Source organism: Tolumonas lignilytica, assembly GCF_000527035.1.
GTDB lineage: Bacteria > Pseudomonadota > Gammaproteobacteria > Enterobacterales > Aeromonadaceae > Tolumonas > Tolumonas lignilytica.
Window position 1 is genome coordinate 1,057,405 of sequence record NZ_AZUK01000001.1, and the last position, 13,523, is coordinate 1,070,927.

The 13,523-nt window shown below is 47.3% G+C and carries 11 protein-coding genes; 8 read left to right on the plus strand and 3 right to left on the minus strand.

The window, feature by feature from the left end:
* Positions 1-32: 32 nt before the first annotated feature.
* From mglC to mglB, 3 genes are all read right to left on the minus strand, one after another.
* The gene (mglC, locus tag H027_RS0104990) at positions 33-1,034 is read right to left on the minus strand and encodes a galactose/methyl galactoside ABC transporter permease MglC (RefSeq protein WP_038149173.1); all 1,002 of its coding nucleotides are present in this window, start codon (positions 1,032-1,034) and stop codon (positions 33-35) included.
* Positions 1,035-1,051: 17 nt separating this feature from the next.
* Positions 1,052-2,572 carry a galactose/methyl galactoside ABC transporter ATP-binding protein MglA gene (gene mglA, locus H027_RS0104995; RefSeq protein WP_024871423.1) on the minus strand — a complete coding sequence of 507 codons (1,521 nt, stop codon included), beginning with the start codon at positions 2,570-2,572 and terminating at the stop codon, positions 1,052-1,054.
* 77 nt (positions 2,573-2,649) lie between these two features.
* Positions 2,650-3,642, minus strand: a complete 993-nt coding sequence (gene mglB / locus H027_RS0105000) for a galactose/glucose ABC transporter substrate-binding protein MglB (protein WP_024871424.1) — start codon at positions 3,640-3,642, stop codon at positions 2,650-2,652.
* A gap of 831 nt (positions 3,643-4,473) precedes the next feature.
* Here mglB and H027_RS0105010 point away from each other — a divergent pair.
* From H027_RS0105010 to nuoI, 8 genes are read left to right on the plus strand one after another with little or no spacing between them, the layout of a single operon-like run.
* Positions 4,474-4,881, plus strand: coding sequence for an NADH-quinone oxidoreductase subunit A (locus H027_RS0105010; protein WP_024871426.1), 408 nt, complete (start codon positions 4,474-4,476; stop codon positions 4,879-4,881).
* A 14-nt stretch (positions 4,882-4,895) separates the two neighbouring features.
* The gene (locus H027_RS0105015; RefSeq protein WP_024871427.1) at positions 4,896-5,567 is read left to right on the plus strand and encodes a NuoB/complex I 20 kDa subunit family protein; all 672 of its coding nucleotides are present in this window, start codon (positions 4,896-4,898) and stop codon (positions 5,565-5,567) included.
* 13 nt (positions 5,568-5,580) lie between these two features.
* Positions 5,581-7,386, plus strand: a complete 1,806-nt coding sequence (nuoC, locus tag H027_RS0105020) for an NADH-quinone oxidoreductase subunit C/D (RefSeq protein ID WP_152536748.1) — start codon at positions 5,581-5,583, stop codon at positions 7,384-7,386.
* Between the two features lie 2 nt (positions 7,387-7,388).
* On the plus strand, positions 7,389-7,889 hold the full coding sequence (gene nuoE / locus H027_RS0105025) for an NADH-quinone oxidoreductase subunit NuoE (RefSeq protein ID WP_024871429.1): 501 nt from the start codon (positions 7,389-7,391) through the stop codon (positions 7,887-7,889).
* Positions 7,886-9,220 (plus strand): NADH-quinone oxidoreductase subunit NuoF, encoded by a 1,335-nt coding sequence (nuoF, locus tag H027_RS0105030; RefSeq protein ID WP_024871430.1) that lies wholly within the window; start codon positions 7,886-7,888, stop codon positions 9,218-9,220. Before nuoE ends, nuoF begins: the two co-directional genes overlap by 4 nt.
* Positions 9,221-9,274: 54 nt before the next feature.
* Complete coding sequence (gene nuoG / locus H027_RS0105035; RefSeq protein ID WP_024871431.1) at positions 9,275-12,001, plus strand: NADH-quinone oxidoreductase subunit NuoG; 2,727 nt, start codon at positions 9,275-9,277, stop codon at positions 11,999-12,001.
* A 2-nt stretch (positions 12,002-12,003) separates the two neighbouring features.
* A complete protein-coding gene (nuoH, locus tag H027_RS0105040) occupies positions 12,004-12,969 on the plus strand; it encodes an NADH-quinone oxidoreductase subunit NuoH (RefSeq protein ID WP_024871432.1) in 966 nt (321 codons plus the stop codon).
* 10 nt (positions 12,970-12,979) lie between these two features.
* Positions 12,980-13,522 carry an NADH-quinone oxidoreductase subunit NuoI gene (gene nuoI / locus H027_RS0105045; RefSeq protein ID WP_024871433.1) on the plus strand — a complete coding sequence of 181 codons (543 nt, stop codon included), beginning with the start codon at positions 12,980-12,982 and terminating at the stop codon, positions 13,520-13,522.
* Position 13,523: the final 1 nt, after the last annotated feature.

Below are 13,523 nucleotides of genomic sequence, written 5' to 3' on the forward strand. Positions count from 1 at the left end.
CTTGGTAGGCCGTTTCATATTTTGGGGATACTTTATTTTTTCTTAGCGTATTTGAGAGAGTCCAGTGCAACTGCCATGATGATGATTGCACCTTTGATAATGAACTGCCAGTAAGGGTTCACACCGATATAGGTCATACCATAGTTGATAACGGTGAAAATGATCACCCCGGTAATAACACCTAATACTGTACCAACACCACCACTGAAAGAAACACCACCGACTACACACGCAGCAATTGCATCCAACTCATACATAAAGCCTAAGTTGTTTGTCGCACTACCGATACGTCCTGCTTCTAACATACCGCCGAAGGCATAAAACACACCGGACAGCATATAAATCAGCACTAAGTTCAGAGTGACATTCACACCAGATACTTTGGCAGCTTCAGGGTTACCGCCGATTGCAAAAATGTTTTTACCAAATTTGGTTTTATTCCAAAGCACCCAAATAATGGCCGTCGCTATCGCAGCATAAATAACCAAGTAGGAAAGCTTGAACGAACCAATTTTAAAGAAGCCTTGCGTGAAATTAGAGAATCGAGGATCAAAACCAGCAATAGGTGAAGCACCAGCCAGATCGTAATACAGTGAGTTAATACCATATACGATGATCATCGTACCCAAAGTGGTTATAAATGGGGTTACATTTAATTTGGCAATAATAAGACCATTGACCAAACCAATGATTGCACCAATTACGCATACCACTAAAATAACAACTGGAATTGGTATTTCACCGATTGATGGGAACACCTTATTCACATTAGTCATTGACTGCAATAATGTAGCCGCAACAATCGCCGCTAAACCAACCTGACGACCGGCTGAAAGGTCAGTGCCTTGAGTAACAATCAAACCTGCTACGCCTAACGCAATAATAACGCGTACAGCTGATTGGGTGAGGATATTACTAAAGTTATTCATACTTAAAAATGTAGGTTCCTTAATGATGATAATCATCAACAAAATAAACAGAACCACATAAATACCACCATTTTTCAGGTAGTTTAGAATTTTTGATACATTCATAATGTATATCCCCAATCTTACAAATATAAAGCAGCCAAACGCATAATTTCTTGCTGATCAGTTTTTTCTGTATCAACAATGCCTGCAACACGACCATTACTCATAACAAGAATACGGTCAGTGATACCTAATAATTCCGGCATTTCAGATGAAATCATGATAATGCCTTTATCTTTTTTGGCTAATTCAAGCATCAGTTGATAAATTTCAAATTTTGCACCGACATCAATACCTCGGGTTGGTTCATCCAACATTAATATTTCAGGCTGGGTTAATAACCAGCGCCCAATAATAACTTTTTGTTGATTCCCACCGGATAATGAACCAATTGATGTTTTCTGACTTGGCGTTTTTACACGCATTGAATCGATAACCCATTGGGTATCACTTTTCATGCGTTTATTATCCAACAGACCGGCAGTGCCTTTATAATGATCTATATTGGCGATCAACGAGTTAAATTCGATATCTAACTGGCTGTAAATACCTGTCGAACGACGTTCTTCTGTTACCAGAGCAAAGCCATTTCGAATGGATTCATGTGCATCAGCATTTTGTACTTCTTTGCCATGTAGCTTGATGGTACCAGACAATTTTTCACGGATACCAAAGATAGTTTCGACAATTTCCGTACGTTTAGCACCCACCAAGCCCGCGATGCCAAGAATTTCACCTTTTCTCAGTTGAAAAGTGACATCTTTAATAGAGGGTTGATTTAATGCAGTCAGGCCGGTTACTTCCAAAATAACTTCTTTAGGTCTGTTCACTTTGGGAGGGAAACGTTGCGTTAATTCACGCCCTACCATCATACCGATGATTTTATCCATATCGAGACCTTCGAGTGGACGGGTGTCAACCCACTGCCCATCACGAAGAATTGTTATTTCATCACATAACTGGAATATTTCTTCCATTTTATGCGAGATATAAACAATACCGCAGCCTCGATCCTTTAATTTTCGGATGATAGTAAAAAGATGATTAACTTCCTTCTCTGTTAGAGAAGAAGTTGGTTCATCCATAATGACGATTTTGGCGTTATATGAGAAAGCTTTAGCTATCTCAATCATTTGCATTTGTGAAACAGAAAGGTTCGCAACCTTTTCTTTTGGATCGATATCAATCCCTAATTCTTCAAAGATAGCTTTCGTATCTTTATACATTTTATTGTGATCAATAAACATGCCTTTAGTTGGATATCGACCCAACCACATGTTATCCATCACTGAACGCTGCCGCACCTGATTTAATTCTTGGTGCACCATTGAAACACCATTGTCCAGTGCTTCTTTGGCCGAGTGAAAATTAATTTCTTTTCCCTGAAATATTATTGTTCCGGCATCTTTTTCATAAATACCAAACAAGCATTTTAATAATGTGGATTTTCCAGCACCATTTTCACCCATCAATGCGTGAACTGAATGAGCACGAATTTTCAGATTCACATTATCCAAGGCTTTGACACCTGGAAATTCTTTACAAATACCTACCATTTCCAGTAGATATTCCTGAGATGAATTCACTGTGAGATCAGCCATAATATTGCCACAACCATAAAGAAATAAGAGGAGGAGGTTCCTCCTCTTATTAGGTCTATTTTGAAGGGTTTATTTTATTACTTGATGAACTGGCTCAGATTTGATTTATCAACGCCTACGTATGGTACACGAACCACTTTGTTGACGATGTTCCAGTGAGTACCTTCACCCGCTGGTTTGCCTTCTGCCAGGTTTTTAGCCAGTTCAAATGTTGCTTTAGCCTGGTTATTCGCATCATTCAACACGGTACCAGCCATTTGACCGCTCTTGATCATAGCTAATGCTTCAGGCAGCGCGTCTACACCGAACACAGGCACTTTAGTTTTGCCGTGTGCTTTCAACGCTTCTACTGCACCCATCGCCATTGCATCATTGTTTGCAATCACGACTTCAATTTTGTCGCCATGAGGGCCAGACAACCATGCATCTGTTTTGTCTTTTGCTTGTGCGGTATCCCACATCGCAGTATCCATGTTCAGAGCATTAGTTTTGATTTTATGGCTTTCGTTCAGAGTCTTAGTTACGTAGGTGGTACGTGCTTCAGCATCAGGATGACCTGGCTCACCTTTCAGCAATACATAGTCAATCACGCCATCTTTGTTCAAATCCCACTCTGGGTGTGCTTTCCACTGTTTGGCAATGATGTCACCCTGAATGATGCCTGACTCTTTAGAATCAGTACCTACATAATAAGCTTTGTCATAACTGGCCAGCGCTTCTTTGCTTGGCTCTTTGTTGTAGAACACAACTGGAATGTTGTTTTCTTTTGCTTTCTCAATAACAACCGGAGCTGCAGCAGGGTCAACCAGGTTGATAGCAAGTGCTTTTACACCTTTTGAAATCAATACGTCGATCTGGTCGTTCTGCTTGGATTGGTCATTTTGGGAATCGTTCATCAGCAATTTGACGTCTTTGTACTGCGCCCCTTCTTTTTCAATTGCCTTACGAACAGCAGACATGAAGTTATCATCGTATTTATAAACGGTGAAGCCTAACAGAGTTTCAGCCTGAGCTGCGGCGCCAATTGTCAGACCAGCTAAGATTACAGCTATTTTAGAGAACTTATTCATTCGGTTTTTCTCCACTTTTTCTTTTTTGCTGCAAAGCACTTTATGGAATTCCCAACAACAAACGTTATTGAGCGTGTTCGTAAATTACATTACCCAGTTTCTTGTTAATCTTTTGTGATCTCTCTTGCAATAAGAAATCGTTTACACTGTTTTTGTTAAATTTCGGGAATCCTGTAACAGTTTTTGCCCAATAACACTAAATCAGAAGTAATTACGAATAAATCACCTACAAAAAATGATGGTATCGTTTACATGAATGTAAATTAATACGGCGAATTGTTACAAAATAGTGAGTTTATCGGCAGGGATTCGGGATGTTACATTGCGTTACAATTGATAACGATAGGAAATAATTAATCAAATGAATCTCTTTGGATTATCACTTTATTTTTAACTATTTGATTTTACTTGATGTAAACGTAACCATAAATTTGATGGTAATTCTGTATAAAAAAATATGCCGTTTTTGTTTGTTATAAATATGTTGTCCAAAATCACACAAACGACCATTGGGAATACACCTTTTATCAACCAAAACGTAACATAGGGACAAAATAAGTGTATGCTGAATAAGGCTTAATTGTTTTTCTTCACGATTCTGACATTCTGTCTGGCAGTACTTCCTGTGATTAGCTAGTCTGAGATGGAACTCGTGGATAACAGCACCTGCCGCAGTATCTGGGATGCGCAGAGCCAGCAACCCCGCCATTGTCATAATGACCAGGCTGCCCGACTCCGTTAAATATTTCCTTTCTGCAGACGGGAAGCCTTCTCACTACCCATTAATATAGATAATTAAAACAACAGAGTATTTGCTAGCAGAGGTGGCATATGGCTGATTTGGCCCATAATGGCTCTTTTTTATTTTATGTACTGGCTGCAGTTGGTCTATGTAGCATCATGATTGGTCTGGCTGCCTTCCTCGGTGGCAAAGCACAAGGCCGAAGTAAGAACAAACCCTTTGAATCAGGTGTCGACTCTGTCGGTACGGCTCGTCTACGTTTCTCCGCAAAGTTTTACCTGATCGCGATGTTTTTCGTTATTTTCGATGTTGAGGCGCTATTCCTGTTTGCCTGGTCTGTATCCGTTCGTGAGAGCGGTTGGATTGGCTTTATCGAGGCGGCGACCTTTATCGTTCTTCTGCTGGTCGGTCTGGTCTATCTCTGGCGCATTGGTGCGCTTGACTGGGCACCGAAAAGCCAGCCTTCTTCCTCTCACAATATTGAGCAATCCAAGTAATTGCGAGGCTTGTCATGAAGTACACCCTGACCAGAATCGATCCGAATGCACCGATCGAACGATATCCGGCTGAAAAAAAACAGACGGTGGATGATCCCTTGCAGGAAGTTGGCCGAGGTATTCTGCTCGGTAAATTAGAAAATGTGCTGAATTCAACAGTGAACTGGGGCCGGAAAAACTCTCTCTGGCCCTATAATTTTGGTATCTCTTGCTGTTATGTCGAGATGACAACGGCATTTACTGCCGTACACGATGTGGCCCGTTTCGGTGCAGAAGTTATTCGAGCCTCGCCTCGTCAGGCTGACTTCATGGTGATTGCGGGTACCCCGTTTATCAAGATGGCGCCCGTGATTCAACGTCTGTATGAACAACTGCTGGAACCTAAATGGGTGATCAGTATGGGTGCCTGTGCAAATTCAGGCGGCATGTATGATATTTATTCGGTTGTTCAGGGCGTAGATAAGTTCCTGCCTGTCGATGTTTACATTCCTGGCTGCCCTCCCCGTCCGGAAGCGTTCCTGCAAGCCTTATTGTTACTACAAAAATCCATCGGTGAAGAGCGTCGCCCATTGTCATGGGTTGTTGGTGATCAGGGCGTTTATCGCGCACAGATGCCTTGTGAAAAAGATCTTTCCCGCGAGGAACGTATTGCCGTGACCAATCTTCCGACTCCGGATAAGTTGTAAGGGCCCAAACATGATCAAGCTGACACAACAATTTCCGACCAATCCTGATATGCAGTTATGGCAGACCCGCGATCTGCAGGATGCCCCCGTCGTACAAGAACTCTTGCACCGCTTCCCGCATGATATTCTGCATGTGCAAAATACACGAATGGGCATTCCGGTCGTCTGGATCAAGCGTGAGGTATTGCTGAATGCCATTCGCTATCTGCGCCATGCACCCAAACCTTTTGTCATGTTATATGACCTGCATGCGACCGATGAACGCCTGCGTACCCATCGACAAGGCTTACCGGCTTCTGAATTCACCATGTTCTACCATCTGCTGTCGATTGAAAGAAACAGTGATGTGATCCTGAAAGTACCGCTGATGGAAAGCGACCTGAAAATGCCTTCCCTCACAGGCGAATTCCCGAATGCCAACTGGTATGAACGTGAAGTATGGGACATGCTGGGTATCCATTTTGATGGTCATCCGCATCTGATCCGTATTCTGATGCCGAGAAACTGGAAAGGGCACCCGCTGCGTAAGGATTACCCGGCACGCGCGACCGAGTTTGAACCCTTCATGCTGGATGAAATGCGTCAGGATGAAGCGCAGGAACAACTGTTGTTCAAGCCGGAAGAATGGGGCATGAAACGCGGCACCAGCAGCGAAGATTACATGTTCCTGAACTTAGGGCCGAACCACCCGTCTGCACACGGGGCCTTCCGTATTGTCCTACAGCTGGATGGGGAAGAGATCCTCGATTGCGTACCGGATATTGGTTACCACCATCGCGGCGCAGAAAAGATGGGCGAGCGCCAATCCTGGCACAGTTATATTCCATATACCGATCGTGTCGAATATCTTGGCGGAGTGATGAACAACCTGCCGTATGTGCTGTCGGTAGAAAAACTGGCCGGGATTGAAGTGCCGGATCGTGTGAAATACATCCGCATCATGATGTCGGAATTGTTCCGCATCAACAGCCATCTGCTGTTTTTAGGAACCTATATTCAAGACGTCGGCGCTATGACGCCGGTGTTCTATGCGTTCACCGATCGGCAAAAAATTTACAACATCATCGAAGCCGTCACGGGTGCACGTATGCATCCATCCTGGTTCCGTATTGGTGGTGTGGCGCACGATTTGCCGCAAGGCTGGCAGCGTCTGGTCAAGGACAACCTCTTGGACTGGCTGCCAAACCGCTTGAATGATTATGTGAAGGCCGCACTGAAAAACAGTGTCCTGATGGGGCGTACGGTCGGTGTGTCCGCTTATAACACGCAACAAGCACTGAGCTGGGGTGTTACGGGAGCAGGCTTGCGTGCCACCGGTCTGAACTTCGATTTGCGGAAATGGCGACCTTATTCCGGCTATGAAATGTTTGATTTCGATGTGCCGGTAGGTCAAAACGGCGATGCCTATGATCGTGCGATGGTGCGTGTCGAAGAGATCCGCCAGAGTATGCGTATCATCGAACAGTGTATGCATAACATGCCGGAAGGTCCGTTCAAGGCGGATCATCCGCTGACTACGCCGCCGCCGAAAGAACGCACACTGCAACACATTGAAACCCTGATCAATCACTTCCTGCAAGTCTCCTGGGGGCCGATTATGCCGGCACAGGAATCGTTCCAGATGATTGAAGCCACCAAGGGTGCTAACAGTTACTACCTGACCAGTGATGGCAGCACGATGAGCTACCGCACTCGCATCAGAACACCAAGTTTTGCCCATCTGCAGCAGATCCCTTCCGTGATCCGTGGTCAGCTGGTGTCTGACTTGATCGTGTATCTGGGTAGTATTGATTTCGTTATGTCAGACGTGGATCGCTAATTATGAGTCATCAATGCCAATGTCAAAATGAGCCCTTCGCGCTTACAGAGTTGGAACGATCAGCCATTCAGCACGAAATGCATCACTATGAAGATCCGCGTGCGGCCAGCATCGAAGCGCTGAAAATTGTGCAAAAAGAGCGTGGCTGGGTACCTGATGGTGCCATCTATCAGATCGCAGAGATCTTAGGTATTCCTGCTTCGGATGTTGAAGGGGTTGCCACTTTCTACAGTCAGATTTTCCGACAACCCGTAGGTCGCCATATCATTCGTTATTGCGACAGTGTGGTTTGTTTCATCAACGGCTACCAGACTGTGCAACAGGCTCTGGAAAATAAGCTGGGGATCAAACCGGGCCAGACAACGACAGATAACCGTTTCACGTTGTTGCCTGTTTGCTGCCTCGGTAATTGTGATAAAGGGCCAAGCATGATGATTGATGATGATACACACAGTCATCTGAGTGCTGACAAAATCGACGACCTGCTGGAGCAATATCCATGATTCGAACCGCTGATTCTCATCCCCTCACCTGGCGGCTGCGAGTCGATCAGCAGCCCGTCTGGTTTGAGGAGTACCGAGCGAAACAAGGTTATGTTGGTGCAGAAAAAGCACTGACAATGGCACCCACAGCCGTCACCGATCAGGTGAAAGCGGCTGGTTTACGTGGTCGCGGGGGCGCAGGCTTCCCGACAGGCGTGAAGTGGAGCCTGGTGCCGATGGACCCGAAATTCGATAAGAAATATATTCTTTGCAATGCCGACGAAATGGAGCCGGGTACTTATAAAGATCGTCTGTTGATGGAGCAACTCCCCCATCAGCTGATCGAAGGCATGCTGATTGGCGCTTACGCCCTGCAAGCCTATCGCGGTTATATCTTCCTGCGCGGCGAATACATTGAAGCAGCACAGCGGCTACGTCAGGCAATCGATGAAGCTACGAAGGCCGGTTTTCTCGGTAAAAATATTCTCGGTACGGGCTTTAATTTTGAATTGTTCGTACATACCGGTGCAGGTCGTTATATCTGCGGTGAAGAAACCGCACTAATTAACTCACTGGAAGGCCGCCGAGCCAATCCGCGCGCCAAACCGCCCTTCCCTGCGCTGGCTGGTGCCTGGGGTAAACCCACCTGTGTCAACAACGTTGAAACATTGAATAACATCCCTTCGATCATGCAGAACGGAGTGGACTGGTATCGAGGGCTCTCCGCCGGGAAAAGTAACGATACCGGCACCAAGCTAATGGGTTTTTCCGGCAAAGTGAAAAATCCTGGCTTATGGGAATTACCATTCGGTACCACGGCCCGTGAGGTGTTGGAAAATTACGCCGGTGGCATGCGCGACGGTTATACGCTGAAAGCCTGGCAACCCGGTGGAGCGGGGACCGATTTTCTAACGGAACAACATCTCGATCTGCCGATGGATTTTGACTCTATTGGTAAAGCTGGCAGCCGTCTGGGAACAGCGCTGGCAATGGCGGTCGACAATGAAATCAACATGGTTTCGCTGACGCTGAACCTTGAAAAATTCTTTGCCCGTGAATCTTGTGGCTGGTGTACCCCTTGTCGCGAAGGTTTGCCCTGGAGCGTCAAGATCTTACAAGCCCTCGAAAAAGGGGAAGGACAGCATGGCGATATCGAAACACTGGAACAGTTATGCCGGGATCTTGGTCCGGGTAAAACGTTCTGCGCCCATGCTCCGGGGGCCGTTGAGCCTCTGCAAAGCGCAATCAAATATTTCAGATCTGAGTTTGAAGCAGGTATTACGGGCGAACCACTCTTGGCTTCACCGATCCCGACGGGTATTCAACCCAACCTGCTAAATGAGCGCTGGTAATTGCCTGTCCGGTGAGCCAATCGCCGGACATACAGAAAAGGAAGTTATGTTGCTATGGCCACAATTCATGTAGACGGCAAAGAATATGAAGTAAATGGTGCAGATAACCTGCTGGAGGCCTGTTTGTCTCTGGGGTTGGACGTACCGTATTTTTGCTGGCATCCGGCACTGGGCAGTGTGGGCGCCTGCCGACAATGTGCAGTAAAACAATATTCCGGCCCCGATGATAAACGCGGACGACTGGTGATGTCATGTATGGCACCAGCCACTGATGGCACTTATATCTCTGTGGAAGATGAAGAAGCCGTTGCCTTTCGTAAAAGCGTCAATGAGTGGATGATGCTGAATCATCCGCACGACTGCCCGGTTTGTGAAGAAGGTGGCGCCTGCCATCTGCAGGATATGACGGTAATGACCGGTCATAACACCCGTAAATACCGCTTCACTAAACGAACTCATGAAAACCAGGATCTCGGCCCTTTCATTTCCCATGAAATGAATCGCTGCATTGCCTGCTATCGCTGTGTCCGTTACTACAAAGATTATGCCGATGGTGCCGATTTGGGAGTTTATGGTGCCCATGACAACGTCTATTTCGGTCGTGTCGAGTCTGGCACGCTGGAAAACGAATTCTCCGGCAATTTAGTCGATGTGTGCCCGACAGGTGTGTTCACAGACAAAACGCAATCCGCCCATTTCAACCGGAAATGGGACATGCAGTATGCCCCGAGTATCTGCCACGGTTGCAGCTTAGGTTGTAACATCAGCCCGGCAGAACGTTATGGTGAACTGCGTCGTATTGAGAACCGCTATCACGGTGGTATCAACCACTATTTCCTCTGCGATCGCGGCCGTTTTGGTTACGGTTATGTCAACCTGCCTGAGCGTCCATACAAAGCCTATCACCGCCATGAAAGCCAACTGTTTGAATTAAGCGCAGTTGAGGCTGTAGAAAAGGTTGCCGACGTATTGCGCCGGACAAAACGCGTAGCCGGCATTGGCTCCCCGCGTGCCAGTGTGGAAAGTAACTTCATGCTGCGTGAGTTGGTCGGAGAGGAACATTACTCCAGCGGGATTGCTGACCGTGAATGGCAAACACTGCAAAAAATGACCGAACTCTTACGTCAAAGCGGTGCCAGAACCCCGACTCTGCGTGAAATTGAAAATTGCGATGCCATTTTTGTGTTAGGTGAAGATTTAACACAAACCGCCGCCCGCATGGCACTGGCCGTTCGTCAGGCGGTCAAAGGTAAAGCACGCCAGAAAGCCACAGAACTCAAAGTCGATGTCTGGCAGATCGCCGCCATTCAAAACATTGGACAGAATGATCGCTTTCCGCTTTATCTGACCAGCGTTGATAGTACACGTCTGGATGATGTGGCCTGTCTGCATTATCACGGCGCGTATGTGGATCAAGCCCGACTCGGCTTTGCCGTTGCTCATCTGCTGGATCGCAATGCCCCTGCTGTACCTTATGCAGATGATAATCTGATGTCTTTGGCACAGAAAATTGCTGACGGCCTGTCTCACGCGAAAAACCCGCTGATCATCACCGGTACAACGGCTGAGACTCCTGCATTGCTGGATGCCGCAGCTAACGTTGTCCGGGCACTGAAACAGCAAAATGCCAATGTCAGTTTGTCTCTGGTAGCCGCGGAAGCCAACAGTGTCGGCAGTGCCTTGATTGGTGGCAAGACCTTAGATCAAATGCTGACAAATTTGGAACAAGGTCATATTGATACTCTGATTGTCATGGAAAATGATCTGTTCCGCCGGGCCCCCGCATCTCGAGTGAAAGCCGCACTAGCCAAAGTACAACAGTTGATCGTGCTCGACCACCAGCCAACTGAGTTAGTCTCTCACGCGGATTGGGTCTTACCGGCAGCCACCTTTGCAGAAGCCGATGGCACCCTGATCAATAACGAAGGTCGTGCGCAACGTTTCTTCCAGGTATTTGAACCTTCTTTCTATGACACATCCCGTTCAGTGAAAGAAAGCTGGCACTGGCTGCATGTACTTGCAAGTCTGCAAATCCATCGCCGTATGGATTGGGGCGATCTGGATGACATCGTTACCCGCTGTGCTGACACCCTGCCCGCCCTACGCGGTATGGTCGATGCCGCACCAAATGCAAAATTCCGGATCAAGGGGCTGAAACTCGCGCGTTCACCACATCGTTATAGTGGCCGTACCTCAATGCGTGCCGATATCGATGTCAGCGAACCACGCACCGCACAAGACAGTGACTCGGCATTCACTTTCTCGATGGAAGGTTACAGCGGCAGTCGCGAAGCATTCCAGCAAGTCCCGTTTGCCTGGGCTCCTGGCTGGAACTCCCCTTCCGCATGGAACAAGTTTCAGGATGAAGTCGGTGGTCATCTGCGAGCAGGTGACCCCGGAACCCATCTCTTTGACAGCACATCGGCAGAGATAGAAGAGTACCGCACAACGATCCCGGCCACTTATAGTCCGAATGGTGCATTGCAGATCGTTGCTTACTGGCAATTGTTTGGCAGTGAGGAGTTGACTCAGCGTTCTGAAGTCATGCAACAGCGGATGGCAAAACCAGCCCTGTATCTGAGTGAAGATGATGTGGCACGACTGGATCTGAAAGATGGCATGACAGTCCGGTTTACATGGGATGGTCAGGCGTTTGAATTGCCGCTCAAAGTCAGTCATCACTTAGCTGACGGACTGGTTGGTTTACCGTTGGGGATCACGCCTTTTGTTCCAGCCATGCTGGCTGATAGCATTGATGCATTGCAGGAGGTCAGAACATGACAATGTCTGCAGAAATTATTGATCTGCTGATTGCAGTTGGAAAAGCACTGATTATTCTGGTCGTCGTGGTCGGGATCGGGGCTTTCATGAGCTTTATCGAGCGCCGTCTGCTCGGCCTATGGCAAGATCGTTATGGCCCGAACCGTGTTGGTCCGGGCGGGATCTTCCAGCTGGTTGCCGACATGATCAAAATGTTCTTCAAAGAAGACTGGATCCCGCCGTTTGCTGATCGCCTGATATTTGTATTGGCCCCCATGATCGCATTCAGCTCCTTCCTGATTGCCTTTGCGATCGTGCCGGTCACCCCTACCTGGGGTGTGGCCGACCTCAACATTGGTATTCTGTTTTTCTTTGCCATTGCGGGCTTGGCCGTTTATGCCGTGCTGTTCGCGGGCTGGTCGAGCAACAATAAATACTCTTTACTGGGTAGTCTGCGTGCGTCAGCCCAGACCCTGAGCTATGAAGTATTTCTCGGACTGTCGTTGATGGGGATCGTGATTCAGACCGGCTCCTTCAACATGCGTGACATTGTGGAAGCTCAAAGTCATGTCTGGAACATCATCCCTCAGTTTTTTGGGTTCCTGACCTTTGCTTTTGCGGGTGTTGCCGTGACACACCGTCATCCCTTTGACCAGCCGGAGGCAGAACAGGAATTGGCCGATGGTTACCACATTGAATATTCCGGTATGAAATGGGGTTTGTTTTTCGTTGGTGAATACATTGGCATCGTTCTTATTTCAGCCTTGCTGGTAACCTTGTTTTTTGGTGGCTGGCACGGCCCCTGGTTACCTCCTATTGTCTGGTTTGCGCTGAAAACCGGCTTCTTCATGATGTTATTTATTCTGTTAAGAGCGTCGTTACCGCGCCCGCGTTATGACCAGGTGATGTCTTTTGGCTGGAAAGTTTGCCTGCCACTGACCCTGCTCAATTTGCTGGTCACTGGTGCTCTGGTGTTGTTGGCGCAATGAGGTTAAGACCATGAAAATAATAAACATAGTAAAAGGCGTCGGCACCCAGATCCGCAGTCTCGCGATGGTGTTTTCGCATGCCTTCCGTCCGCGGGATACGCTTTGTTATCCAGAAGAAAAAGTGCCGTTGGCGCCCCGTTATCGCGGGCGCATCGTGTTAACCCGCGATCCCGATGGTGATGAACGCTGTGTGGCCTGCAACCTGTGTGCAGTTGCCTGCCCGGTGAGTTGCATCTCCTTACAGAAAGCAGAAAGAGAAGATGGTCGCTGGTATCCGGAGTTTTTCCGTATCAATTTCTCCCGTTGCATCTTCTGTGGTCTGTGTGAAGAAGCGTGTCCAACGACCGCCATTCAGCTCACACCCGATTTTGAAATGGGTGAATACCGCCGACAGGATTTGGTATATGAAAAAGAAGATCTGCTGATCAGCGGTCCGGGAAAATATCCGGACTACAACTTCTACCGCGTCAGTGGTATGGCAATTGATGGCAAGCCAAAAGGTAGCGCCCAGAAAGAAGCCGCACCGATTGATGTGAAAAGCATTCTGCCGTAAG